The following is a 26,622-nucleotide window of genomic DNA, read 5'->3' on the forward strand; positions in this document are numbered from 1 at the left end:
CGGCGGCTTGCTGCCGCTGGCGGCGCTGCTGGTCAACGCGCTCAATGCCGAGAGCTACCTGGCGCAGGCCCATGCCCTGGAGCGGATGGATACCCAGCGCCGGGCCGAGAGCATTTCGGCCACGCTCTATGCGGGAGCGGCATTGGTGGCGGTGGTGCAGAATTGGGTGATTGTTGGGCGGGGGGTGCAGGAATTTACCTTGACCAAAGGCCAATTTTCGTTTGTTGCGCCAACTCTGACGCTGTTTGGTGGGTTTGTAGGTGGGCTGTCATTTGGCGCTGCTTCCCACGAATACAAGTCGCTTGAGCTGCAGCTACAGAATGCCCAAAACAGCATTGATCCTTGGCTGGAAATCCGCCGGCTAGCGGTGGCTGGCCAGATAGGCGCTTATGGTGCTCAGGCTGCGCTAGGGTTGGGACTGACCGGTATGCGCCTGTTCAATCGCATCGATACTCCCACAGCTATCCGCCGCTTCCGCCTGGGCATGGGGCCGATCAATCTGTTGCTGCTCGCATTGGGCGGAGTCTACCTTTTTGCATGGTGGCGGCAATCCACACCACTGCAGCAGTATCTGGCCAACTGTTGCTGGTCCAAGGCTCGCGCCGGCAATACCGATCCCATTCCCGCCGAGCAGCAGCAACGGGAGTTCGACCAGTTGCTGATACTGCTTTACCAGCCACGCGTCAGCGTGGACAGCAAGTCCCAGCGGGTGCCCGGCTCCCTGGGCGACACCGTCAGCCTGGAAGCCATCCAGCGCCTGACCATCGACTTGCCGGGTGCCGAGCCGTCCAGTGTCGAACTGGACCTGGGCCTGATCGGCAGTCCCGTACCCGACCACTTCCGCATGCTCCGCAGCAACGACCTACCGAGCCTGGATATCGGCGATCTCTGGCTGGAGCGCAGCCAATGCACCTGGATACCGTCGGATCAAGGCCAGGGCCTGCGCCTGAGCGGCACCTTCCGCCAGGCCCAGGTGCGTCTCTCGCTACGCCTGCGCTACCGCAACCCACTGGTGGATCTGGCCGGCATCACGACCATCGGCGGAAGACAGGGCGTGGCCTATGTCCTGACGGCGGAAATTGCACCGATTGTCCTACGCCCCAGCGAACCCACCCCGGAACTGGATCGTGCACAAACCTACCGCCTGACCGGCGAGAACCACCTGCATCCCAAGGAGTCTCGATGACGCTTCCCCCCGCCGGCAGCCAGAAGAAGGGCTTCCTCTCCCGCGAGGACTACCTGGCGCCACCGGCCATTCCCACCGGGCAGCCCCCAAGGGATGTACTTAATACCATCTGGCGCAAGAACGAGGTGTTTCTCGATATCGGCCAGTACAGCATTGGTTCGTTTGTGATGATAGTTTGGCCTTTAATATTGTTATTTTTCCTGATCAACGACATGCCATCTCTGGATGAGTCACAGGAAATACAAGTGCTCTATTGGTTTGGTTTCTTCTGCTTTGTTGCTTTTCCTATTCTCATATTGCTTTATGCATTGATTCAATCACCTCCTCCTCCCACCCGTTTTAACCGCCAACGCCGCGAAGTCTGCGTACCACAGAAAGACGGTAGTTACTGGATAGTGTCCTGGGAAAGCGTGGTGGCGCAGGCCATTGCCATGGACTCGGTGGGACGCCATGGCAAGACCACCCAAGGCATGCTGGTGGTGGGCTTCAAGAACCCGGACCCGAATGCGAAGGAAGGCGAACGGGATTGCAGTATGGGATTCAGTTGTGGTGGCGGTACTACGGCGATGTGCCTGTGGGAGTGTATTCGCAGTTATATGGAGATCGGTCCCGAGGCGGTGCCTAAATGCCATTTCGAAGGAGAGAAAACCGGTAGAAGTCTGCTGGGTTGGTTCTTGAGCATCATGGGCGATGCCATTCGTTCCCTATTGAAGGGAAACGTCAAGTCCGCGCTCAAGGACGTTTTCTTCACCTTCTTTCTAGGCGCTCCGCTAGGTTTTTATCTACAGGAGCGAAAGCTGATCCCCCCTCCCGATCTGACCGACCCCGCCATAGTCGAATGGTCCAACCCCCTGCCACCCGAACAATGGGCCAAGCGTTCCCCTGAGTGGGACGAAGCCATTCGCCAACGTGAGGCTGAGTTGGCGGGAGAGGTTGCGACATGACGCTTCCCCCCGCCGGCAGCCAGAAGAAGGGCCTGTTCTCCCGCGAGGACTACCTGGCGCCACCGGCCATTCCCACCGGCCAGCCCCCAAGGGATGTGCTTAATACCATCTGGCGTAAGAACGAGGTGTTTCTTGATATTGGCGAGTACAGCATTGGCTCAGCGGTAATGATAGTGATGCGTTGATACGAGATTTGATAAGTACGGACTCGTCAGCCCATAGGCGCCTTTTGGGCACTGCTCGTCGAAAGCTACAAGGCCAACAAAGGCCGTAACTATCTTGGGTGCAACGATGTTGCAGGCATAGTGGGCAGCATTCTTCTTGCTCCCATGTTCGCCATCCAGAAGTTCACCTACGACATCGCCGCCAATGGCCCGAACGGGTCCGCGAGCGGCTGCGCACCGACGGCCCCACTACCCGATTGATCGATCTGGAGCGAGAGCGGGGTTGGATGTCTGAAACGCGCCACCCTGGCGCGCCAGCGCTTTCCGCCCCGCTCAGCGCTCCGCCAGCTTCAGGTTGCGCGCATACCACGGCCGCCGCGGCGCGCGCTTGAGCCAGCCCTTGCGCTCGTCGTCTTCGGTGAGGATGACGCGCAGCGCCAGCTTCATGGTCTCCACGTCCAGGGCCACGTCGCTGCTGCTCGCCTGCAGGTCGGAGAGGCCGCAGCCGTGGGTGGACGGGCCCAGCCAGGGGTCGTCGATCTCCACCCAGCGGCCGCGGGCGAACCAGGGCATGCCCAGCACCTCGGCGCGGCGCACCTCGCCCGGGTGGAAGCGCTCGTGGGCGCGGAACCAGTCCTCGATGCGGTCGTCGATCCAGCCGTGGAAGCACCAGAACACCGGGTTCACGTGGGACGAGAAGGGGTCGCCGAGGAAGTCGTTCTCGCGCAGGAACCAGCGCGGCGCGAAGTCGGCGTAGTTGCGGTCGGTCATCAGCGGCGCGCCGTTGGACGGGTCGCGCGTCACGCTGGCCCAGCGCATGTGCAGCCAGTCGTGCATGCCCAGTTCCAGCTCCGAGCCGAACTGGCCCAGGGTGAGCTTCGCCAGGTAGGCCGGGTCCTGGTACTGCGACTCCCAGACCTGGAAATTGCCGTGGTAGGCGTCGGCACTCTTCAGGCCGTGCAGCCACTGGCTGTATTCGTCATCGTCCACCGCCACCCAGGCCGGCGGCACCGAGCAGCCGTCGGCGTTCTCGAAGTAGCGGATGAAGCCGGCGCGGTCGTATTCCAGCGGCACCGCCGGTGGCGGCAGGCGCTGCCAGGACGGCAGGTTCTGCAGCGAGCGGGCCTTGGCCAGCATGCGGCGGTGCATGAAGAGGAAGTCGATGCCCGAGGCGTTGCGGTCCTTGTGCCGGCCGCGCGCGTCGCGTTCGGCGTCCAGCGGCCCGGGCTGCCAGCCCACGCCGCGCAGTGCGTTGCGCTGGGCCTCGTCGAGGTGGTGCCACTTGTCCCGCGAGGCATGCCAGAGCTGGTGGAACAGGCGGTGCTGCGGCGACACCAGCCAGGCCAGCAGCGCCTCGTTGAGCGGCAGGCGCTCGCGGGCCAGGGGAAAGGGCTGCTTCCTGGCGACGAAGCGGCAGTCCTGCTGCGGCAGGGACAGGTCGCGGTCCAGGCGCTGCAGGCGGCCGCTGAGGGTGCCGTCGCCGGCATTCGCGAAGTTGTCCCACACCTCGTCGAACACGGCGCTGCATTCGTGGCTGGGCGTGTTGCCTTCGCCCAGCAGGCGCCAGCGGATGTTCGCCGAGCTGGCGCCGACCAGGTCGCCGAGCACCCGGTAGCGCGGCGGCTCCGTGCCGCGCAGGCGCTCGGGGGTGTCCAGCCAGCCGATCAGCCCGCGCCCGCGGGGGCCGCAGTCGAGGACCAGTTGCAGGCCTTCGGCGGGCAGGCCCGGCAGGCCGAGCCCAGGGTCAAGCAGGCGCAGATCCCAGATGCCGCGCAGGCGGTCGGCCAGGCGCAGCTCGGCGCCGGCGCTGGTTTCCAGGCTGGCTTCGCCGGGCGTCTCCGGCTCCCGCGCGTCCAGCTCGCGGCGTTGCAGTTCGCGGTAGCCGAGGTAAGCCACCGTCGGCAACGCCGCCGCCCCCGTCACTGCCAGGGCCGCCATGAAACCGCGTCGAGAAACCGTCATCGTCCGTCCTGTGTCCGTCGCCAAGCAGGCTGTACCGAGGCTAGAACGGTCGGCCCGGCGGCAAATTTAGCGGTGCGCCGGCGCTAAATTTCCGCCCGCACGCCTCGTCCTCCCCCACAGGCGATGCCCTGCCCCGGGCTGCCATCCGACTCCAACGCTGACTGGGACGGCAATGACTAGCACCCGCACGAAAAAGATCCTCTGGCTCACCCTGCCCCTGCTCGTACTGGCCCTCGTGGCGGGCGCCGCGGCCTGGCTGCTGCTGGTCCGCGCCCAACCCTACCCGCGCGAGGTGATGGCCCACGCCGAGGCGCTGCACGAGCGCATCCTGTCCTTCGACAGCCGGGTGACCATACCCCTGGACTTCGGCACCGAAGGCCACGAGGCCGACCGCGACGGCCCCTCGCAGCTGGACCTGGTCAAGGCCGGGCGCGGCCGCCTGTCCGGCGCGGCCCTGGCGATCTTCGGCTGGCCGGAGATGTGGAGCGGCCCCGACGCCCCGCACAAGCCCACGCCGGGCTTCGTCGACGAGGCGCGGCACCAGCAGGAAATCCGCTACAGGATTCTCACCGGCATGGTCCGCGACTTCCCCGAGCGGGTGGGCATCGCCTACACGCCGGAGGATTTCCGCCGCCTGGCCATGGAAGGCAAGTTCGCCATCGTCATGAGCATGCTCAACGCCTACCCGCTGGGTGACGACCTGTCCCAGCTGGACCTGTGGGCGGCCCGCGGCATGCGCATGTTCGGCTTCAACTACGTGGGCAACAACAGCTGGTCCGACTCCTCCCGCCCCCTGCCCTTCTTCAACGATTCGCCCGACGCCCTCGGCGGCCTCTCGCCCCTGGGCAAGCAGGCGGTGCAACGGCTCAACGACCTGGGGGTGATCATCGACGTCTCGCAGATGTCGACCAAGGCCCTGGAGCAGGTCGCCGCCCTCAGCCGCGCCCCCATCGTCGCCTCGCACTCGGCGCCGCGCGCCCTGGTGGACATCCGCCGCAACCTCAGCGACCACGAGATGCAGTTGATCAAGGACAGCGGCGGGGTCATCCAGGTGGTCGGCTTCCCGGCCTACCTGCGCCCGCTGAGCAAGCCCACCCTGGAGAAGCTCGACGCCCTGCGCGCGCGCTTCGACCTGCCGCCGCTGGCCGGCCTGGACTTCGCCCTGATGCCCGGCGACCCGGTGATCGCCATCTGGCCGGAGAAGAAGTTCGGCGAATACGCCAGCAGCCTCTACGGCATCCTCGAAGAAGAACCCAAGGCCGGTCTGGCGGACTTCGTCAACGCCATCGACTACACGGTGAAGAAGGTCGGCATCGACCACGTCGGCATCAGTTCCGACTTCAACGACGGCGGCGGCCTGGACGGCTGGAAGGACGAGAGCGAAATCCGCAACGTCACCGCCGAGCTGATCACCCGCGGCTACTCCGACGCCGACATCGCCAAGCTCTGGGGTGGCAACTTCCTGCGCGTATGGGGCGAGGTGCAGAAGCGCGCCAAGCCGCCCGTCGCCACCCGCTGACCCCGCGCCAAGGACCCTCCATGAACGACCGCCGTACCTTCCTCAAGCAGGCCGGGCTGCTCGCCGCCAGCCTGCCCCTGCTGCAGACTTCCGACCTGGCTCTGGCCGCCACCGCGCCGGCCGGCGAGGACAAGTGGCAGGCCTTGCGCCGGCAATTCGACCTTGCCCCGGACTACCTGCACTTCGCCAACTTCCTGCTGACCTCGCACCCGCGCCCGGTGCAGCAGGCCATAGACGCGCTGCGCGCGCGCTTCAACGCCAACCCCGGCGAGGCGGTGGACTGGGACCGCGAGGAGGTCTGGAAATACGAGGACGAGGCGCGCGCCTGGGCCGGCCGCTACTTCGGCGTCAAGCCGGCGCAGGTGGCCCTCACCGGCAGCACCACCGACGGCCTCGCGGCCATCTACGGCGGCCTGCTGGTGGCGCCGGGCAAGGAAATCCTCACCTCCAGCCACGAGCACTATTCCACCTACACCACCCTGGAATACCGCCACAAGCGCATGGGCACCCAGGTGCGCAAGATTCCCCTGTTCAAGGACCCGCACCGGGCCTCAGCCGACGAAATCCTCGCCAGCATCCGCCGCAACATCCGCCCCGAGACGCGGGTGCTGGGCATGACCTGGGTGCAGTCGGGCAGCGGCGTGAAGCTGCCGGTGCGCGAAATCGGCCAACTGGTGGCCGAGGCCAACCGCAACCGCGATGCCGCCGAGCGGATCATCTACGTGGTCGACGGCGTGCACGGCTTCGGCGTGGAGGACGCGAACTTCGCCGACTTCGGCTGCGACTACTTCATCGCCGGCACCCACAAGTGGCTGTTCGGCCCGCGTGGCACCGGCGTCATCATCGCCCGCGAGGAGCAGCTGCAGGACCACCTTGTGCCGAGCATCCCCACCTTCACCCGCGCCGACAGCTTCGGCACCCTGATGACCCCCGGCGGCTACCACGCCTTCGAGCACCGCCTGGCGCTGGGCAAGGCCTTCGAGCTGCACCTGCAGCTGGGCAAGGCCGACGTCCAGGCGCGCATCCACCAGCTCAACGGCTACCTCAAGCAGCGCCTGGCCGAGCACACGAAAGTGCGCCTGGTCACGCCGACCAGTCCGGAACTCTCCTCCGGCTTCACCTTCTTCCGCGTCGACGGCCGCGACTGCGACGCCGTGGCCCGGCACCTGATGGCGCACAAGGTGATCAGCGACGCCGTGGACCGCGACGTCGGCCCGGTGGTACGCCTGGCGCCCAGCCTGCTCAACGACGAGGCGCAGATCGACCGGGTGATGGACATCCTCGCCCCGCAGCTCGCCTGACCCGCTTCCCACTTCACGAGAACCGCCATGCACGCATTACCGCCCCTGGCCCTGGCCACCCTGCTCCTGGCCGCCCCCACCGCTTTCGCCGCCGAGGCGCACAAGCCGGGCGCCGTGTTCAAGGACTGCAAGGACTGCCCCGAGATGGTGGTGCTGCCCGCCGGCAGCTTCACCATGGGCACCCCGGACGACGAGACGGGCCGCCAGCCGGACGAAGGCCCATTGCACACCGTGACCTTCGCCCGGCCCTTCGCCATCAGCCGCTACCAGGTCACCGCCGCCGAGCTGGACGCCTACCTGAAGGCCACCGGCGTGCGCCTGGCCAACGGCGACACCCGTCCCGGCCGCGAATGCATCGCCGGCAAGCCGCGCTACAAGCAGGGCCCGCGCCAGCCGGCGGTGTGCGTCGACTACGAGGACGTGAAGCGCTACGCGGCCTGGCTGTCGAAGAAGACCGGCCAGCATTACCGGATGATCAGCGAAGCCGAACGCGAATATGCCGCCCGCGCCGGCAGCGCCGGGCCCTTCCCGTTCCCCTTCGACGAAGGCAAGGACTACAGCATCGCCAAGCACGCCAACACCTACGGCGCCTCGGACGGCTACAACTTCACCTCGCCGGCGGGCAGCTTCCCGCCCAACGCCTTCGGCGTGTACGACATGCACGGCAACGTCTACGAATGGGTCGCCGACTGCTGGCACGACAACTACGACGGCGCCCCCAGCGACGGCAGCGCCTGGATCGACAGCGACTGCAAGCTGGTGCAGATCCGCGGCAACGACTGGGGCGAGGCGCCGATCTTCTCCCGCTCGGGCAACCGCAACAATGCCTACAAGGACGTACGCGGCGACTGGATCGGTTTCCGCGTCGCCCGCGAAATCTGAACCGCCGTCCCACCGAAACAGCGAGGAAATGGGAACCCCTATGACCCAGCCCAAGCCCGGCGCCCTGCGTGAACTACTCGTCCGCCTGCGGCCCTTCCGCGTCCTCATGACCGCCGCCATCGTCCTGGGCATGCTCGGCGGCCTGGCCATCACCCTGCTGCTGGCGCTGATCAACGATGCCCTGCACGCCAGCGACGGGCTCAGCCAGGGAATGCTGGCCGGCTTCGCCGCGCTGTGCCTGCTGGCCCTGGGCAGTTCCATCGCCTCGGACATCGGCACCAACTATGTCGGCCAGCACGTCATCGCCAGCCTGCGCAAGACCCTCGGCGAGAAGGTGCTGCTGGCGCCCATCGAGCAGATCGAGCGGTTCCGCAGCCACCGCCTGATCCCGATCCTCACCCATGACGTCGACACGGCCAGCAACTTCGCCTTCTGCTTCGCCCCGCTGGCGATCGCCTTCACCGTCACCCTTGGCTGCCTGGGCTACCTGGCCTGGCTGTCGCTGCCGATGTTCGCCCTGACGGTGCTGGCCACCGCACTGGGCACGGCCATCCAGTACGTGGCCCGGACCCGCGGCATCGAAGGCTTCGAGACCGCGCGCAATGCCGAGGACGAACTGCAGCAGCACTATAACGCCATCGTCGGCGGCGCCAAGGAACTGCGCATCCACCGCCTGCGCCGCCAGCGCATGTTCCGCCAGCGCATCGAGCACACCGCCGACCACATCTGCAACACCCACATCCGCGCCATCAATACCTTCGTGGTCGCCAAGGCGCTGGGCTCGACGCTGTTCTTCGTGGTTATCGGCCTGGTGCTCGCCGTGCAGAGCCTCTGGCCGCTGGCCGAACCAGGGGTGCTCAGCGGCTTCGTGCTGGTGCTGCTGTACATGAAGGGGCCGCTGGAGTACCTGGTGGCCACGCTGCCGGTAATCAGCCGGGCGAACATCGCCTTCCGTCGCATCGCTGACCTGGCCGAGCAGTTCTCCTCGCCCGAGCCGCACCTGCTGCTCAACGACGCCGAACAGCGCCCGCAGGCGGTACACAGCCTGGAGCTGCGTGACGTGTACTACGGCTTCCCGCCGGTGGACAGCCAGCCACCGTTCACCCTGGGCCCGGTGAACCTGTCGATTCGCGAGGGCGACATCGTCTTCATCGTCGGCGAGAACGGCGGCGGCAAGACCACCCTGATCAAGCTACTGCTGGGCCTGTACGCGCCGCAGCACGGCGAGATCGTGCTCAACGGCCGGTCGGTGGAGGCGCACGAGCGCGATGACTACCGCCAGCTGTTCAGCACCATCTTCGCCGACTACTACCTGTTCGACGAGCTGCTGCAGGCCGACCCTCAGGCTGCGCAGGCCGCCGGGCGCTACCTGGAGCGCCTGGAGATCGCACACAAGGTGAGCATCCGCGACGGCGCTTTCAGCACCACCGACCTGTCCACCGGCCAACGCAAGCGCCTGGCTCTGCTCAACGCCTGGCTGGAGGAACGCCCGGTGCTGGTGTTCGACGAATGGGCCGCGGACCAGGACCCGATGTTCCGCCGAATCTTCTACACCGAGCTGTTGCCGGAACTGAAGGCGCTGGGCAAGACCATCATTGTCATCTCTCACGACGACCGTTACTTCGATGTCGCCGACCAGTTGGTGCGCATGGAATATGGCCGCGTGGCCAGCCAGCGCGTCGCCGCGACCACCGAATGACCTGCCTGCGATAGCGAGCCCCCGATGAACGACACCCTCGACCTCGACGACGACCTGCTGGCCCTGCTGCTGCACGAGGACGCCGACGACACGCAGCGCATCGCCCGCCGTAGCCTTGCCCAGGCGCCGCTGACCTTCGCCCAACGGCGTATCTGGATGCAACAGCAACTCGACCCGGACAGCCCGGCCTACAACCTGCCGCGGGCCCTGCGCCTGCGCGGCCCGCTCGACCGCGAGGCACTGGAGCGCGCGCTGAACGCCCTGCTGCAACGTCACGACGTGCTGCGCAGCCGCTACAGCGAGGAAGACGGCGAGCCGGTCCAGTGCCTGTGCCCCGAGTTCCGCCTGGCGCTGCCGCTGGAGGACCTCACCGCGCTGCCGGCCGACTGGCGCGCGGGCGCGCTCGCCGAGCGCATCGGCAAGGACGCCAACACTCCCTTTGACCTGGCCGCGGCGCCTCCGATCCGTAGCCGTCTGCTGCGCCTGGACGCGACCGAGCACGTGCTGTTGCTGAACATGCATCACATCCTCTCCGACGGCTGGTCCAACGAGATCATCGTCGCTGACCTGATCCAGGCCTATACCCAGGCCAGCGCCGGGCAGCCGCAGGCGCTACGCCGGCCGGAGATTCAGTACGCCGACTACGCCGCCTGGCAGCGCCAGGACTACCCGGCCAGCCCCACCTGCCGCGCCAGCCAGGAGTACTGGCGCGCCTATCTGCAGGGCCTGGAGAGCAACCTCGACCTGCCCACCGATTTCCCCCGTGCCCGCGCCCGCGGCGCCGCCGCCGGCCGCGTCGCCCTGCGCCTGTCGGCGGCGCAGCTGCAGGGGTTCAGGCGCTTCTGCCAGGAACAGGGCCTGCCGCCCTTCGTGCTCGCCCTCGGCGCCTGGCAACTGCTGCTGTCACGGCACTGTGGCCAGCAAGACTTCTGCATCGGCGTGCCCGGCGCCACCCGTGGCCGCGAGGAGCTGCAGGAACTGGTCGGCTACTTCGTCAGCACCCAGGTGTACCGCGCGCGCGTCGATCCATGTATGCCGGTGCGCGACTTCCTGCAGCGCCTGCGCGCGGAGTCCATGGCCTGCCTGGAGCACGCGGAATGCCCGCTGGAACTGGCCCTCGACGACCGCCAGCTGAAACTGGTCAACGCCCACCCGGTGCTGTTCGACTGGCGCGTGGCGCGCCCCGGGCGCGACCACCTGTACCTGGGCGAACTGGAGGTGGAGCTGCTGGGCACCAGTGCCGACGAGGCCAAGTTCGACCTGTCGCTGGACGTCGACTACGCCGACGACGGCCTGGAAGCTGTGTTCGAATACCGCCGCGAACTATTCTGCGCCGGACGCATCGAGCGCCTGGCCGAGCACTGGGGCAACCTGCTGCAGAGCATTGCCGAACGGCCGCTGGCGCCTTGCGGCGAACTGCACTTCCTGTCCGCGGCGAACTGGCAGCGCACCCTGCTAGCCGCGGCGCGCAACCAGGATCAGCACCCCTATGACGACTGCGTGCAGCGCCTGTTCGAACGCCAGGCGCGGCGCACGCCGAACGCTCCGGCGCTGATCTGCGGCACGCAGCGGCTCGACTACGCCGAGCTGAACCGTCAGGCCAACCGCCTGGCGCACCGCCTGATAACCTGCGGGGTCGGCCCCGAGGTGACGGTGGGCATCGCCGTGGAGCGCTCGGCGGAAATGATCGTCGGCCTGCTGGCGGTGCTCAAGGCTGGCGGCGCCTACGTACCGCTGGACCCGGAATACCCCGCCGAACGCCTGGGCTGGATGATTGAGGACAGCGACCTGAAGCTCATCCTCAGCCAACGCCACCTGCTACCGCGCTTGCCGCTGCCGGAGACGCTGGCGGTGGTGCTGGTGGACGAGGAACTCTCCGACGCCCTCGCCGAGCACGACCCGCCGTGCCGGGTGCTACCGGCCAACCTCGCCTACCTGATGTTCACCTCCGGCTCCACCGGCCGGCCCAAGGGCGTGGCCATCGACCAGCAATCGCTGGCGCGGCACGCCCAGGTGGCCCGCGAGTTCCTCGACGTGACCGCCGAGGATCGCGTGCTGCAGTTCGCCACCTTCAACTTCGATGCCTTCGTCGAGCAGCTCTACCCGGCGCTCACCTGCGGCGCCTGCGTGGTGCTGCGCGGCAACGAACTGTGGGACAGCGAGCGCTTCCACGCCGAACTGCTGGACAAGCGCATCAGCATCGTCGATCTCACCACCGCCTACTGGAACCTGCTGGTCAACGACTTCGCCAGCGGCGGCCCGCGTGACTACGGGCGCCTGCGCCGGGTCAACGTCGGCGGAGAGGCGATGCCGGCCGAGTCGCTACAGGCCTGGAGCAAGGCCGGCCTGGGCCACGTCACCCTGCTCAACACCTATGGCCCAACCGAGGCCACCGTCAGCGCCACCCTGTTCGACTGCACCGAGCTGGCCGGCGGCGAGGCGCCGCGCATTCCCATCGGCCGCGCCCTGCCGGCGCGCGCGCTGTACGTGCTGGACAACGCCGGCCAGGCCGCCGCGCCGGGCGTGGTGGGTGAGCTGATGATCGCCGGCGACCTGCTGGCGCGCGGTTACTGCAAGCGCCCGGCGCTGACCGCCGAACGCTTCCTCCCCGACCCCTTCTCCAAGCACGGTGGGCGCATGTACCGCAGCGGCGACCTGGCCTCCCAGGACACCTGCGGCGTGCTCGAGTACGTCGGACGTATCGACCACCAGGTGAAGATCCGTGGCTTCCGCGTCGAGCTGGGCGAGATCGAGGCCTGCCTGCAGGAGGACCCGCGCCTGCGCGCGGCACTGGTGGTCGCCAACCAGGCAGCCAGCGGCGCGCAACTGGCCGCCTACGTGGTGGCCGAGCCGGAGCACGACGCCGACACGCTCAAGGCGCAGCTGCGCGAACACCTGCGCGAGCGCCTGCCGGCGTACATGCAGCCGGCTTTTCTCTGCGTGCTGGAACGTTTCCCTCTCTCGCCCAACGGCAAGATCGACCGCAAGGCCCTGCCGGCGCCCGGCAACGACGAGCTGGAACGCAGCCAAGTAGTGCCGCGCTCGACCCTCGAGCGCGAGGTTGCCGGCCTTTGGGCGCAGACACTTGGGCTGGAGCGCATCAGCGTGGAAGACAACTTCTTCGAGCTGGGCGGCCACTCCATCCTCGCCCTGCAACTGCTGGCCAGCCTCAAGCGCCAGTTGTCGATCAAGGTGGCGCTGGCCGAGCTGCTGGCCAACCCCAGCGTGGCGCAGCTGTGCGCTTTCATCGCCAACCGCGAGGCCGGCAAGGGCCAGTGCCTGGTGTCGCTGAACGCCGCGCCGGCCTCGGCGCCTCAGTTGTTCTGCCTGCACCCCAGCGGCGGCGTGGTGTTCTGCTACCAGCCGCTGGCCCGGCGTCTTAAGGACGAGGTGCGGGTGCACGGTCTGATGTACCAGGGCTACGCCGGCAGCGACGGCCAGCGCCAGGGCTGGGCGGAGATGGTCGAAGACTATTGCCGGCGGATCCGCGAAGCGCAGCCGCAGGGGCCCTATCACCTGCTCGGCTGGTCCCTCGGCGGGCCCATCGCCATGGACATCGCCGCGCGCCTGGAAGCCCAGGGCGAGCAGGTGGCCTTCCTCGGTCTGATCGACGGCAGCGTCCACGCCCGCGACTACCCGCGCGACCTGGTGCGGCGCAACCCCGGCGACGACGGCGAGATCCGCCCCGGCCAACAGAGCGAACTGGAGCGCGCCGCGGAGTTCTTCGGCCTGCTCTACCCGCACCTGGCCGAGCGCACCCGGCAATTCCTCCGCGAGCACCCCGCGGCCGAGATGAAGGCCTTCCACCAATGGGCCGCCGGGCTAACCAGCGGCACCGGGGAGGACGACCTGGCAGCGGCCCTGGAGGGCATCAAGGAAGAGATCATGGCCTCCAACGCCTACGACATCCACGACCAGTTGGTGGCCAGCTTCGAGGACTTCCACCTGCCGCGCCTGGCGGTCCGGCCCAGTTGCTGGTGGTCCACCGACCACAAGTCGGCGCAGGAGATATCCTTCCTCGAGGGCCTGATCGGAGGCTGCAACCACGAGGGCCGCCTGGCCCTGTCGGTCCACTCACCGCTGCCCCATGCCAGCATGGTGTTCCACGCCGAGCTGGTGGAGTCGGTGCGCGAGGCGCTGCTCCGCCAATAACACCTGCCTTGCGCGGCGAGGGTGATTACCCTGCAGCTCGTGCGCGGTTGACGCCCAGCCCCCTCCTCTCCCGCCACAGGAAAGGGGCTGGAGTCCGACGCGGGGCAATCCGCTTCGCGAACCACTCGTCCCTGCCGGGCGGGCAAGGTGGCAGGGACGGATGGCCGCGGGCTTCACAGGTCAAGAGAGCCTCCCCGAGCTTCGCGGTTACAGCGGCCTCCATGCCCTCTCCCGAAAGGTTTCCGGACCAAGCAGCCACCAGGAGGCAGCCTCGCGAGCAAGCCCGCGCCTGCTGAGCTGGATGAGCGAGGCTTTCGGGGCGGTGCTGCCAGCGCCCATGAAAAAGCCCCCGCGAGGGCCGGCATCATCCGGTCTCTGCGGGGGCTTGCCCGGGGAAGGGCGGGTTGGCGGTGCGGCTCAGAGTTCCGGCGTGTATTTCACGCTGAACATCACGTTGCGCGGGTCGCCGTAGTAGTTGTTGTAGTCGATGGTGTTGTACGCGGGCACGTAGTATTTCTTGTCGAACAGGTTGTTCATGTTCGCTGCCACCGTGATCTCGTCGCTCAGCTTGTACGCAACCCGCGCATCCCAGATGGCGTAGCCGGGCAGGTCGAACTTGTGGTCGTACGAGGTAGTGCCGCTGACGGCAGTGGTGCCCAGGCCCAGGGACACGCGGTTCCAGTCACCCGGCAGGGTGTAGTCGCCCCACAGCTTGAGCTGGTGCTTGGGCGTCCAGGTACTGAACACCTTGTCCTTGTAGTCGTTGTCCTTGAGGTACTTGGTGGTGTTGTAGACATAGCCGGCCATCAGCTGCAGTCCGGTCAGCACCTCGCCGCTGATCTGCGCTTCCAGGCCCTGGCTGCGCACCTTGCCCGAGGGCTTGGAGCAGTACCAACCGTCACAGTCCATCGGTCCGCTGAGGTCGAGCACCGCGCGATTTTCCTGATCGTAGCGGAACAGCGCCACCGAAGTGTTGACCGCGCCATCGAGCAGTTCGCCTTTCAGGCCCAGCTCATAGTTGGTACCGGTGATCGGCTCAACGATGGAGCCGGAGGCGGTGCGACTGGTCTGCGGCTGGAACACGTCGGTGTAGCTGGCGTAGACCGACCACTGCGGGTCCAGCTCGTAGACCAGGCCGGCATAGGGCGAGACCTTGCCGGTGCTGGTGGTGGTGGATTCGCTGCGCCCGGTGTGGGCGAAGGTTTCGGCGCCGTAGGTGTAGTCGTACCAGCTGGTGCGTGCGCCGAGGATCAGCTTCAGCGGGTCGGTCAGGTTGATCGACCAGCGGCTATAGAAGCCCTTCTGCTCCACGTCGTAGTCAGTCAGACGGCCCAAGCCGCGGCTGGCGAGGTCATAGATGTCCGGCATCGGCCGGTGGTGGTCGACGTTGGAGGAGTCGGCGCCGAAAGTGGGGGCACGTGCCCAGCGGTCATCGGTCTTGATCCGCGAGTAGTTGGCGCCCAGAAGAAAGGTCTGCTCGAAGCCCAAGCCGGTGAACTGGCCGTCCAGATACAGATCCAGGCCCTTGCTGTGAGTAGTGAAGTCGGTGCTCCAGTCGATGTAGGTGTTGTCGGTGGAGCCATCGGTGGGCAGCGCGTCCCACAGCGCCTGGTAGGTAGCGCCGTTGTGCTCGCTCATGTACACGCTGGAACCCTTGATGCGCCAGTCGTCGTTGAGCCGGTAGGTGGCGTCGAGGAAGACGCTGGTCTGGTCGTTGTCCGAACGGTTCCAATCGGCGCCGACGTAGGTGGAGCGCGACCAGTCGGGGTTCCCACCATCGGCGTAGCGCGGCAGGCCGAGCATCGGCGGACGCGAATGGCCCTTCTGGTTGGCCACACCCACCCCGACGGTGAAGTCCGGGGTGAAATCGTAGTCGACGGCGCCGTAAACGGTCTGGTTCCAGCCGCGCACATAGTCGATGAACGAGTCGCTGTCGTTGTAGCTGACCACGGTACGGCCACGCAGGGTGCCGCTCTCGTTCAGCGGACCGCCGGCGTCCAGCTGCATGCCGTAGCGGTCCCAGGAGCCGGCCTTGCCGGTCAGGCTGACGGTGGCCTTCTGCTGGCCGCGCTTGCGCACGAGGTTCAGCGCCCCGCCCGGGCTGTCGCCGCCCTGCAGCAACGCCGCCGGGCCGCGCAGCACTTCGGCGCGGTCGTAGAAACTCAGGTCCTCGGTCAGGTAGCTGCCCAGGGAATAGGTGTTGCGCGGGATAGGCACGCCATCGTACTGGATGGTGTCGATGCTGAAGCCGCGGGAAAAGATGAACAGGCCCGAGCCGGGCGACTTGGTGGCGGTCAGGCCGGGGGTGCGGTTGACCAGGTCGGAGATGGTTTCGGTGTTCTGGTCATCCATCTGCTTGCGGGTCACCACCGTCACCGACTGCGGGATGTCCTTCAGGCGCTGCACGCCCTTGCCCAGGGACACCGCGCCAGAGGTATAGGAGTTGCTGCCCTCGGTGGTGGCGTTGAGCGTACTGGAACGGATGGTGGTGGCGCCCAGGTCCAGTCTGTCGGCGCCGGGGCGGGTAAGGATCAGCATGTCGCCCTGGAAGTGGTAGCTGATGCTGCTGTGCCCCCCCAGCAGCCGCGACAGTGCCTCGTCGACGCTCATACGGCCCTTGACCGTGCCGCTGCGCAGGCCTTCCAGGTCGACGGCGTTGTAGATCACCTGGGTGTTGCTCTGCTCGCCGAACTGCTGCAGTGCCTGGCGCAGTGGCTGCGCGGAGATGTCGAAGTTGATGTCGGCGGCCCACACCTGCGCCGACAGCGGTACCAGGCAGGCCATACCTAGGCCTGCGACGTGCCCGCGGGCACCGACGGCCCTGGCGGTGATCAGGGCCCTGAACAAGGGTTTCAATTGATTGACTGCTGGCATTTGCATTCTCTGCTTGTCGTTGTAGCCGAAGGTAGGTCGCACCTTCGCCCCCCTTTGATCCGTGACCACCCCGCGTGCCTGTGCAAGCGGATCCCCCGGACACGGCAGGACGTGCCGCCCGCGCCCTGGGAGGGCGCCGGCAAGTGCTCGCCGATAGAACGTAGCCACGCTCGGCGGATTTACCCCTGAAGCCAAAAATAAGGCGAATAGCCATCATTTGCGCCATGTGTCTGGCAAAGACGACGGATCGATAGCGATCGGACAAGGAAAAACGCCGCCTCCCACACGGGGAAACGGCGTTGGTGTCGGCTCATGGGGTAGCTGACTCGGTACCGATGCGAATGCCCTGCCCGCGTGGTGAGAGGGAACGGCGCCTACGCCAGCGCGCAGGCGCCTGGTCGGCTGTCAGGCGGGCGCCTGCCCGGCGCGCGCGCGCTCCTGCAGGCGGGCCTTCTCCTCGGGGCTCATGGCGTCCAGCTGCAACCTGGCGCGGGCCAGCCTGAGCAACTGGCCCGGCGTTGCCTCGCGGTCGCGCAGCCGCTGGGCGAGACCGGCGACGCTGGGGTGCTCGAACAGGTCCGCCGGCTGGATCTCGCACTTCAGAGCATTGCGTATCCCCGCCACCAGCTTGATCACCAGCAGCGAGTGGCCGCCCATCGCGAAGAAGTCCTGTTGCACGCCCAGCCGCTCCCGGCCCAGCAAGGCGGCCATCCGTGCGGCCAGCCATTGCTCGAGGGGATCGGCGGGCGCCACGTACTCTTCCGTTTCGCTGGCGCACAGGCGCTGCAGGGCCTGGCGGTCGAGCTTGCCGTTGGGCAGACGCGGCAGCTGCGTCAGGGAGCGCACCTGGCGGGGCACCATAGCCGCCGGCAGTCGCTCGGCCAGCTGTTGCCGTAGCACCGTGGCGTCGTCGGCGGCGTCCCGCAGCACCACGAACGCCGAGGTCCCCTCCTCGCCATCGGTACCGGGCAGCACCACTGCCTCGGCGACCGCTGGCAGGCGCAGCAGCTCGCTTTCGATCTCAGTCAGGTCGACGCGGAAGCCGCGAATCTTCACCTGCTGGTCGCGCCGGCCCTGTAGCTGCACAGCGAGGTCCGGACGGTAGCGCGCCAGGTCGCCGGTGCGGTACAGGCGCTGGCCGGGGTGGAAGGGGTCCTCGACGAACGCCGCCGCGCCCTCCCCGCCCAGGTAGCCACGACACAGCTGCGCGCCACCCAGGTAGACCTCGCCCAGCACGCCGACCGGTGCCAGGCGCAGCTGTTCGTCGAGCACGTAGACACGGTTGTTGGGCAGCACCCGGCTCAGCGGCGCGACCTCCTCGTCGCCGTGCAGCGGGTGCACCATCACCCCTACGCAGGCCTCGCTCGGGCCGTAGTGGTTGAACAGGCTGCTAGCCGGCGCCTCGGCGCGCAACCGCCGCAGCAGCGCCGGGGCGCAGGGCTCGCCGCCCAGCACCAGGGTCGTCGGCATCGCCAGCGGCTGGTCGTCGAGCAGCGCGGCCAGGTGCGAGGGCACGATCTTCAGGCAGTCGATGCGACGCTCGGCGAGGAAGGCGGCGAAGCGCCGCGCGTCGCCCATGGTCGCCTCGTCCGCCACGTGCAGAGCGGCACCGTTGTAGAGCGCGCCATACAGCGTGGTGTTGCCCAGATCGGCCGCCACCGAGGAGCTCAGCGCGAAGCTGGCGCAGCGCTCCAAGCCCAGTACCTCGGAGGCGCCGGCCACGTAGTTGAGCAGTTGCCCGTGCTCTATCACTACCCCCTTGGGCGTGCCGGTGGAACCGGAGGTGAACAGCACATAGGCGACGTCGTTCGCCGCCACCTCGTGGGCCGGCGGCGCTGCCGCGGCCGGCGCCGCCAGCAGTTCCTCCACCGTGCAGACGTGCAGACCATCCGCCACCAGCGGCTCCGCGCCCAGCACTACGCTGGCGCCGGCCTGGCGGATCAATTGCAGTTGGCGGGCCGGCGGCCACTGCGGGTCGAGCGGCAGGTAGGCGGCACCCAGGCGCCAGGCCGCGAGGATGCCGCCAAGCAGCGCCACCGAACGCGGCAGGGCCAACGCCAGCGTGGCGCCGGGGGCCACGCCCAGACGCTGCAGACCGGCGGCCAGGCGTTCGACCAGCGCGGCCAGTTGCGCATAACTCAGTGACTGGCTGGCATCGCTGACGGCAAGGGCCTCGGGCGTCTGCTGCAGCCAGTGGGCGAACCGCTGCGGCAGCAGCTCGGCGCCAGCAGGGGTGGCCGGCGGGTTGATGGCGTGCAGGCGGCGGGCCTGCGCCTCTTCCAGCAGCGGCAGGCTGGCCAGGGGCGCGGTGGGCTCAGCCAACGCGCCCTGCAGCAGCACCAGGTACTGTTCCTGCAAGGCCAGCAGAGCGTCGGCCGTATAGTGCCCGGTGTCGCTGCGCAGGATCAGGACCTCGGGCACGCCGTTGGCGTCCAGCTGCAACTGCAGCAGCAGTTCGAAGCCATCTCCCGCGGCGTCTTCCTCGTGCGCCTGCCAATCCAGGCCGCCGCCACTGGCCGGCGCGGCGCGACGGCGGCTGGCGAAGCCCAGGGCCGGGCCAGCCAGCGCATCCGGCGCCCAGTATTCCTGCCAGGCGCGGTGCGCCTCCAGTTGCTCGGCCAGCTGCGCTGCCAGGCTGGCGGCGCCGGCCTGCGGCTGCGCGGTCAGTTGCAGCGGCAGGGTGCGCTCGAACACCCCGGCGGCGCCGGCGAAGTAGTCGTAGTCGTGGCGCGCGTCATGCCGCACCCCGACCAGCAGTCGCGGGGTACCGGCTATGCGTGCCAGCAGCGCCCACCAGACGGCCTGCAGCAGCATCTCCGGCTCCTGGCCACTGGCGCCCAACGCCTGGCGCAGCGCCTCGGACAGGGCCTTGCGCAGCGCCGCGGGCGCACCGGCCTGGCCACACCGGTACGGCAGGCGGCTGCCGGCCAGCGCCTCGGCACCGCCCTGCAGGTGCGTGGTCCAGTAGGCGCGGGCCTCGGCGGCATCCTCGTCGAGGACCACCTCGGCGCGCCAGGCCAGGTACTGGCTGAACGGTCCGACCTCTTCCTCATCCGCCTCGGCATCCTCGCCGGCGTAGAGCGCAGCCAGCTGCGCCGGCAGCGCGGCAAGGCTGGCCGCGTCCAGCAGCAGGCGCGACACGCCCAGCTCCAGGCGCCAGTCCTCGGCGCCACGCTGCAGTAGCAACGCATCGGCCGCCGGCAACGCGTCCAGGCTGAAGCGGCGCGCCAACCAGACGGCGCGTGCGCTCTCGCCCTGCGCCGCGTCCACCTCGGTCAGGAGCGGCGCGACGCTTGCCGGGAAGCGCTGGCGCCAGCCGTGGTAGCCCGGCACCCGGCACAGGACGGCGGCCAGCGCCTGCTGGCGCTCGGCCAGGCGCGCCAGGGCGCCGCGCAGGCGCTGCGGGTCCAGCGTACCGCGGATCTCCAGCGCCAGACGCAGGCTGGCCTGCTCCCAGCTGGGCTGCTCCGGCAGGGCGGCGGCCAGGGCCTGCTGCTCCGGGGTCAGCGCCAGGCCGATGTCGTCGATCAGTTCAGCGGCGCTCATGCCTGGGCCTCCAGGGTGTCGGCGGCCGACGCGGCGACGGTGCGCTCGCGCAGGTCCTTCTGCTCGTACATGTCGCCCATGGCGACGACTATCTTGCGCGGCCCCTCGTAGGGATCGCGGGCGTGGGCGGCCAGCATGTTGTCGAGCAGAATCACGTCGCCCTTCTGCCAGTCGAAGCGCACCGCGCAGGCCTCGTAGAGCTCGCCGAGCAGTTCCATCACCGCGTCCTCGATCGGTGTGCCGTCGCCGTAATAGACGTTGCGCGGCATGCGCTCCAGCCCATACATGGCCAGCAGGTCCTCGCGCACGTCCGGGTCCAGGCAGTGGATGTGGTGCAGCTGCACCTGGTTGAAGAAGCTCGCCTCTCCGGTGACCGGGTGGCGGATGATCGCCGGGCCGGGAGTGCGGATCTGCAGCTCGTCGGCCCCCAGCCATTGCCACTGGATGCCCGACTCGCGGCAGCGGCGCTCTACCTCGGCGCGGTCCTCGGTCTTGAAGAAGTGCTGCCAGGGCACGTCGAGCTTGTCGGCGAAGGTGCGCACGTAGAGCAGCCCCTTGGCCTCGAAGCGCTGGCGCAGTTCCTGTGGCAGGCGCTGGTACATCAGCCGGCAGTCCACCACCGGGGTGGCGCCGCCCTTCAGCGAGGGCTGCTCGCAGTAGAACAGTTGCTTGCGCGGCCAGCGGTCCTGGTGCGAGCTTTCGTTGTGGAAGAGGATCATCTTGCGCTCCGGGTAGGGCGTGGAGCGATAGGTGTTGCGCCCGCCCTCTTTCTTCGGCAGGTCGCCATACTGCCCGTAGAGCCCCGGCTGCACTGCCTCGGCGAAGGCCTCGAAACCCTGGATGCCGTCCAGACGGAAGCCGCGGAAGAGGATGCCAGCGTGCTCGGCCAGCTTCTGCTCCAGCAGCGGGCGGTTGTGCCGCGTCCACTCGATGAGGTCGAGCTGGCTGTCGCTCGGCTCCATCAGCAGCGGGAAGCGCTGACCGGGCACCAGCGGCGTCTCGCGCATGCCGGCCGGCTGCACGACGCCACCGGCCGACGCGGTGCCGGCGCGCTTGAGGAACTTGCCCAGCTTGTCGGCTTTGGGCCCCTTTGCGGTGGGCGTGGAAACGCCCGTGGATGGAACGTCGATTGGCATGCTAGCTCCCAGCTTCCTGTCCTGATCGGTGGCGAACTGTTCCAGCAGCGCGGTCCAGGCGCCGAGGAAACGCTGGATGCTGTCGCGCTGGAACAGTTCGGAGGCGAATTGCCAGTTACCCTGCAAACGCCCCTGTTCCTCTTCAACGAACAAGGCCATGTCAAATTTGGAGTGGACCTCCACCGCCGCCAGCGCTTCCACTTCCAAGCCGTCGATGGCGGCCCGTCGCGCCGGCAGGTTGTTCATCACGAAAAGCACCTGCAGCAGCGGGTTCATGCCTTTGAAACGCGGCACCGCGACACTCTCGACGATCATGTCGAAGGGCAGGTCCTGGTGCTCCAGCGCCGCCAGCAGGTCCTGCTGGATCTGCCGCAGATAGCCGCCCAGCGGCAGTTCGTCGCGCAGCCGCGAACGCAGCGGCAGTACGTTGACGAAGAAGCCGATCAGCGCCTCCAGGTCGGTATGCCCGCGCCCGGCCACATCCACGCCGACCACCACGTCGTCACTGCCGCAGAGACGGTGCAGGAACAGCTGGAACGAGCCCAACAACAGGCTGTAGAGGGTCACTCCATGGCGCTGGGCGACCTCGCGCAGGCGCGCGACCAGCGCGGCCGGCAGCTCGAAGCCGAGCTGGCCGCCGGCCTGCGAGGCGCTGGGCGCCCGCGGTCTGTCCAGCGGCAGCGGCAACTGCCCGCTGTAGCCGGCCAGACGCTCGCGCCAGTAGCCGGCCTGCTGTTCGAGAATGCCGGCGGCCTGCAGTTGCTCCTGCCACAGGGAGAAGTCGGAGTACTGCAGTGGCAGCGCCGGCAGTTCGCCGCTCTCGCCGCGTTGAAGGCGCGAGTAACTCTGCACCAGGTCGTTGATCAGCACGCCGAGGGACCAGCCGTCGGAGATGATGTGGTGCATCGAGTGCAGCAGCACGTGCTCGTCGGCCCCCAGGCGCAGCAACCGGGCGCGCACCAGCGGCGCCTGCTCGAGGTCGATGGGCGTGGTCGAAAGTGCGCGGAAGGCCTCGTTCACCCGCACATCGCGTTCGGCCGGGGCCAGCGCCGACAGGTCCTCCAAGGGAATGTCCAGGCTCGCCCGCGCGGCGATCAGCGCCAGCGGGTTGCCCTCCTCGTCCTGGCTGTAGGCGGTGCGCAACACCTCATGGCGTTGGGCGACCAGTTCGAAGCTGCGCCGCAGGTGCTCCACCGCCAGCGGTCCGCGCAGGCGCAGGGCCATGGGCATGCCGTAGGCGGAGCTGCCACCGGAAAGCTGCTCGGTGATCCACAGGCGGCGCTGTACCAGCGACAGCGGCGCGCGAGTCTTGGCGCCGTGGCTGCGCAGCTGCGGCACCGCCGTGGCGGCCCCCTGGCCAGCCAGGCCAGCAATGTGCGCCGCCAGATCGCCCAGGCACGGATGCTCGAACAGGTCGCGCAGGCCCAGCGGGGCGTCCAGCAGCTGGCGCAGGCGCGACAGTACCTGCGTGGCCAGCAGCGAGTGGCCGCCCAGTTCGAAGAAGTTGTCCTCCAGGCCCACCTGCTGCAGTTGCAGCACCTCCTGCCAGATGGCCGCCAGGGCCAGTTCCAACTCGCTGCGCGGGGCCACGTAGGCCTGCTGTGCCTGGCTGGCGTCCGGCGCCGGCAGCGCGCGGCGGTCCAGCTTGCCGTTGGCGGTCAGCGGCAGGCTACCGAGGAACAGCAGGTGCGTCGGCACCATGTGTTCCGGCAGCTTGGCCTTGAGGGCGCCGCGCAGTTGCTCGCGCAGGTCGTCCCCCTCCTCCTTCGGCCTTACGTCCATCCAGCAGCAGGGTCTGCACACCGGGCGCCGCGGGCAGTTGCCCCTGCACCTCAGCCTGGGTCAGCAGCAGGCCGATGGCGCTGTCCTCGATCATGTAGGCCAGGCGGTCCTGCGGATAGCGCGGGTCCAGCGGCACGTAGGCGCCGCCGGCCTTGAGGATCGCCAGCAGGCCGACGACCATCTCCAGGCTGCGTTCCACGGCCAGCCCCACCAGCACGTCCGGGCCCACACCGGCCTCGATCAGCCGATGCGCCAGGCGGTTGGCCCGGGCGTTAAGCTCGCCATAGCTCAGGGCCCGGCCCTGCAAGGTTACCGCCACCGCCTGCGGGCGCAACGCGGCCTGGCGGGCGATGCCCTGATGCAGGCATTCCTCCACCGGGAAACCGCGCAGGTCCGGGTTCCAGGCCCGCAGTACTGCGTCACGCTCGGCCTCGGCCAGCATCGGTAGCTCGCCCAGACAACGCTGCGGCGCCTCCACCATGGCCTGTAACAGCTGCAGCCAATGCCCGGCGATGGTGGCGACGGCGCGCTCGTCGAACGCCGCACGCGCATAGCTGCAGCGCAGCTCCAGGCGCTCGCCCTGGTTGACCAGCACGGTCAGCGGGTAGTGTGTCTGCTCGTGGTTGCTCAATGCCTCGACGCGCAGGTCGGCCGGCGCCTCTTCGTTCAGCGCCTCGGCTACCGGATAGTTCTCGAACACCAGGATGTTGTCGAACAGCGCCTCGCCACCCTGCCCGGCCCAGCGCTGGATGTCGTACAGCGGCGTGTGCTGTTGCTCGCGCAGCTCCAGGTTGAGCGCCTGCACCTGCTGCAGCCATTGCGCCAGGCTCTGCTCGGCGCGCGGGCTGGCGATCACCGGCAGGGTGTTGATGAACAGGCCGATCTGCTGCTCGATGCCGCGCAGCTGGGCCGGGCGCCCGGACACGGTGGCGCCGAAGGCCACCGTGGCCTGCCCGGTATAGCGCTGTAGCAGCAGCAGCCAGGCGGCCTGCACCAGGGTGTTGAGGGTGACCTTCTGCTCTCGGGCGAAGGTGTTCAGGCGTTGCGTCCAGCGCTCGTCCAGTTCCAGCGCGTGGTCGGCGTAGCCCGGCTGCGCCGCCACTTCCGGGGCCAGCACCGCGGCCAGCCGGGTCGGCTCCTCCAGGGCCGCCAGTTGCGGCTTCCAGAAGGCTTCGCTGCGCGCTGCGTCCTGCTCCTGCAGCCAGGCGATGTAGTCGCGGTAGCGCCCACTGCCGCGCGCGACCTCCAGGCCACGGTAGCGTTGCAGTACCTCGCCGAGCAGTTGCGAGTTACTCCAGCCGTCCATGAGGATGTGGTGGTTGGTGTAGATCAGGTGGTAGCGACGTTCACCCGTGCGCACCGCCAGCAGGCGCAACAGCGGTGCCTCGGCCAGGTCGAAGCCCAGCCGTGCCTCGCCCCCGGCCAGGGCGTCGAGGGCCGTGCCCAGGTCAGCGCGGCCGCGCCAGTCGAGCAGGCTGAACGGCAATTCGACGCGCTTGCGCACCACCTGCAGTGGCTGCGCCTGGTGCCACAGGAAGCCGGTGCGCAGGATGGCGTGGCTGTCCAGCGCCGCCTGCCAGGCCTGGCGGAAGCGCTCGGGGTCCAGGCCCTCCACGTCCAGGCGCAGCTGGTTGATGTAGTCGCCGCTGTCCTGCTGGTACAGGCTGTGGAACAGCATGCCCTGCTGCATCGGCGACAACGGGTAGAGGTCTTCGATCTGCCCCGGCGCCAGCGGCAGGCTGTCCAGTTCGGCCTGGGCGAGCCCGGCCAGGGGGAAGTCCGAGGGCGTCACTCCTTGCCCCTGAGCCGAGCAGCAGTGCGCCACCAGCGCCTGCAATTCGTCGGCGTAGGCGTTGGCCAGGGCTTGGATGTCGGCCTCGGCGAAGCACTCGCCGCTGAAGCTCCAGTCGATGGCCAGCGCGCCGGCATAGACCTGGCCGTTGAGGGTCAGCCCGGCGCCAATCGGCGCCCGTGGGTCGCGCTCGGCGCCGGGCGATTCGCCGCTGGGCACGAAGAACGCGTCCTGTTCGGTGGCGAAGCTGCCGTCGAACTGGCCCAGATAGTTGAAGGTGATGTTCGGCTGCGGCAGCGCGGCCAGCGCCGCGCGGTCCGCTTCCTTGCTCAGGTAGCGCAGCACACCGAACCCAAGGCCCTTGTTCGGCACCGCGCGCAGTTGTTCCTTGACGCGCTTGAGCGCTTCGCCCGGCTCACCCGCCGGGCTCAGGCGCAGCGGGAAGACGCTGGTGAACCAACCGACCGTGCGGCTCAGGTCGATGTCGTCGAACAGTGCCTCGCGGCCGTGGCCTTCGAGCAGCACGGCGGTTTCGGGCTGCCCGGTCCAGCGGCAGATCACCCGCGCCAGCGCGGTCAGCAGCAGGTCGTTGACCTGGGTGCGGTAGGCCGCCGGCGCTTCCTGCAACAGGCGGCGGGTAGCCTCTGCGTCCAGTCGGGTGCGTACCGAGCGCGCGTGTTGCAGGCTCTGCACGCCCTCGGGGTTGGCGCCGGGCAGGGCGAGGTCAAGGCCACGCAGCTGTTCCAGCCAGTAGCCGCGCTCGGCCTCCAACGCGCCGCTGGCGGCATGGGCCTGCAGGCGTTCGGCCCAGTGCTTGAAGGCGCTGGTCTTGGCTGGCAGGACGATGGCCTGCCCGGCCTCGGCCTGGCGGTAGGCGCCTTGCAGGTCCTCGAAGAGCACGCGCCAGGACACCCCATCCACCACCAGGTGATGGATCGCCAGCAGCAGGCGCTGGCTGCCATCGTCCAGCTCGACCAGCAGCGCACGCAGCAACGGCCCCTGGGCCAGGTCCAGGCTGCGTTGCGCGGCCTCAGCCAGGGCCAGCAGCGCGTCGGCGTCCGCCGCACGAGCCTGCCACAGCAGTTCGCCGTCGGCCGCCTCCAGCCCCTGGTGCTCGGCGCGCCAGTTGCCCTGCTCTTCGTGGAAGCTCAGGCGCAGCGCGTCATGGTGTTGCAGCACTGCGCGCAGCGCCTGGGCCAGCGCGTCGGCCCGCAGGGGTTGCAGCGCGCGCAGCAGCACCGACTGGTTCCAGTGCTGGCGCTGCGGGATGGCTTCGGCGAAGAACTGCTGCTGGATCGGCAGCAGCGGCGTGGCGCCGCGCACCGGCCCCTGCTCGATGGCCTGCGCCGCGCCTTGTACCGCCACGCTGGCAAGGCCACCGACGGTCTGGTGCAGGAACAGGTCCTTGGGACTGAGGTGGATGCCGGCCTGGCGTGCGCGACTGACCACCTGGATGGAGATGATGGAGTCGCCGCCCAGTTCGAAGAAGTTGTCTTCCAGGCCCACGCGCTCCAGCTTCAGCACTTGCGCCCAGATCGCCGCCAGGCGTTTTTCCAGTTCGCTACGCGGGGCCACGTAGGCCTGCTGCGCCTGGCTGGCGTCCGGCGCCGGCAGCGCGCGGCGGTCCAGCTTGCCGTTGGCGGTCAGCGGCAGGCTACCGAGGAACAGCAGGTGCGTCGGCAC

General features: G+C 68.4%; 10 protein-coding genes and 3 pseudogenes. 8 read left to right on the top strand and 5 right to left on the bottom strand.

The annotated features are described in order from the left end of the window. The 3 genes and pseudogenes from BM060_RS33070 to BM060_RS27960 all read left to right on the top strand — a co-directional run. A pseudogene (locus BM060_RS33070) lies at nt 1-1,186 on the top strand (toxin VasX); the annotation flags it as partial. Beyond that, the gene (locus BM060_RS27955) at nt 1,183-2,130 is read left to right on the top strand and encodes a hypothetical protein (RefSeq protein ID WP_074985148.1); all 948 of its coding nucleotides are present in this window, start codon (nt 1,183-1,185) and stop codon (nt 2,128-2,130) included. The pseudogene BM060_RS33070 and the gene BM060_RS27955, both read left to right, overlap by 4 nt. Further along, nucleotides 2,127-2,306 (top strand): annotated as a pseudogene (locus BM060_RS27960) (hypothetical protein); the annotation flags it as partial. The gene BM060_RS27955 and the pseudogene BM060_RS27960, both read left to right, overlap by 4 nt. A gap of 321 nt (nt 2,307-2,627) precedes the next feature. Here BM060_RS27960 and pvdP read toward each other — a convergent pair. Further along, nucleotides 2,628-4,256 (bottom strand): pyoverdine maturation tyrosinase PvdP, encoded by a 1,629-nt coding sequence (pvdP, locus tag BM060_RS27965; protein WP_074985152.1) that lies wholly within the window; start codon nt 4,254-4,256, stop codon nt 2,628-2,630. Nucleotides 4,257-4,428: 172 nt separating this feature from the next. Here pvdP and pvdM point away from each other — a divergent pair, with 172 nt between their 5' ends. From pvdM to BM060_RS27990, 5 genes are read left to right on the top strand one after another with little or no spacing between them, the layout of a single operon-like run. After that, entirely contained in the window at nt 4,429-5,775 is a 1,347-nt protein-coding gene (pvdM, locus tag BM060_RS27970; protein ID WP_074985154.1) for a pyoverdine-tailoring dipeptidase-like protein PvdM, read from the top strand. A 20-nt stretch (nt 5,776-5,795) separates the two neighbouring features. Beyond that, nucleotides 5,796-7,076, top strand: coding sequence for a pyoverdine-tailoring periplasmic protein PvdN (pvdN, locus tag BM060_RS27975; RefSeq protein ID WP_074985156.1), 1,281 nt, complete (start codon nt 5,796-5,798; stop codon nt 7,074-7,076). A 27-nt stretch (nt 7,077-7,103) separates the two neighbouring features. Beyond that, complete coding sequence (gene pvdO / locus BM060_RS27980) at nt 7,104-7,958, top strand: dihydropyoverdine dehydrogenase (protein WP_074985158.1); 855 nt, start codon at nt 7,104-7,106, stop codon at nt 7,956-7,958. 40 nt (nt 7,959-7,998) lie between these two features. After that, nucleotides 7,999-9,657, top strand: a complete 1,659-nt coding sequence (locus tag BM060_RS27985; protein WP_074985160.1) for a cyclic peptide export ABC transporter — start codon at nt 7,999-8,001, stop codon at nt 9,655-9,657. Between the two features lie 24 nt (nt 9,658-9,681). Next, a complete protein-coding gene (locus BM060_RS27990; RefSeq protein ID WP_074985162.1) occupies nt 9,682-13,809 on the top strand; it encodes a non-ribosomal peptide synthetase in 4,128 nt (1,375 codons plus the stop codon). Nucleotides 13,810-14,226: 417 nt separating this feature from the next. Here the strand turns inward: BM060_RS27990 and BM060_RS27995 are convergent, their stop codons facing one another. The 4 genes and pseudogenes from BM060_RS27995 to BM060_RS33425 all read right to left on the bottom strand — a co-directional run. Beyond that, the gene (locus tag BM060_RS27995) at nt 14,227-16,683 is read right to left on the bottom strand and encodes a TonB-dependent siderophore receptor (protein ID WP_074985164.1); all 2,457 of its coding nucleotides are present in this window, start codon (nt 16,681-16,683) and stop codon (nt 14,227-14,229) included. A 405-nt stretch (nt 16,684-17,088) separates the two neighbouring features. Beyond that, on the bottom strand, nt 17,089-20,229 hold the full coding sequence (locus BM060_RS28000; protein ID WP_074985165.1) for a non-ribosomal peptide synthetase family protein: 3,141 nt from the start codon (nt 20,227-20,229) through the stop codon (nt 17,089-17,091). Then, nucleotides 20,226-23,114 (bottom strand): annotated as a pseudogene (locus BM060_RS33420) (condensation domain-containing protein); the annotation flags it as partial. The pseudogene BM060_RS33420 and the gene BM060_RS28000, both read right to left, overlap by 4 nt. Next, nucleotides 23,035-26,622, bottom strand: a 3,588-nt coding sequence (locus BM060_RS33425) for a condensation domain-containing protein (protein WP_256257873.1), incomplete at its 5' end; no start/stop codon positions are given. The pseudogene BM060_RS33420 and the gene BM060_RS33425, both read right to left, overlap by 80 nt.

The sequence above is a fragment of the Pseudomonas citronellolis genome (assembly GCF_900112375.1).
GTDB lineage: Bacteria > Pseudomonadota > Gammaproteobacteria > Pseudomonadales > Pseudomonadaceae > Pseudomonas > Pseudomonas citronellolis.

Excerpts from the sequence above, each read along its gene's own strand:
- BM060_RS27985 (WP_074985160.1), top strand. The coding sequence starts at position 7,999 with ATGACCCAGCCCAAGCCCGGCGCCCTGCGTGAACTACTCGTCCGCCTG.
- pvdP (WP_074985152.1), bottom strand. The coding sequence starts at position 4,256 with ATGACGGTTTCTCGACGCGGTTTCATGGCGGCCCTGGCAGTGACGGGG.
- pvdO (WP_074985158.1), top strand. The coding sequence starts at position 7,104 with ATGCACGCATTACCGCCCCTGGCCCTGGCCACCCTGCTCCTGGCCGCC.
- BM060_RS27995 (WP_074985164.1), bottom strand. The coding sequence starts at position 16,683 with ATGCCAGCAGTCAATCAATTGAAACCCTTGTTCAGGGCCCTGATCACC.
- pvdM (WP_074985154.1), top strand. The coding sequence starts at position 4,429 with ATGACTAGCACCCGCACGAAAAAGATCCTCTGGCTCACCCTGCCCCTG.
- BM060_RS27990 (WP_074985162.1), top strand. The coding sequence starts at position 9,682 with ATGAACGACACCCTCGACCTCGACGACGACCTGCTGGCCCTGCTGCTG.
- pvdN (WP_074985156.1), top strand. The coding sequence starts at position 5,796 with ATGAACGACCGCCGTACCTTCCTCAAGCAGGCCGGGCTGCTCGCCGCC.
- BM060_RS27955 (WP_074985148.1), top strand. The coding sequence starts at position 1,183 with ATGACGCTTCCCCCCGCCGGCAGCCAGAAGAAGGGCTTCCTCTCCCGC.
- BM060_RS28000 (WP_074985165.1), bottom strand. The coding sequence starts at position 20,229 with ATGAGCGCCGCTGAACTGATCGACGACATCGGCCTGGCGCTGACCCCG.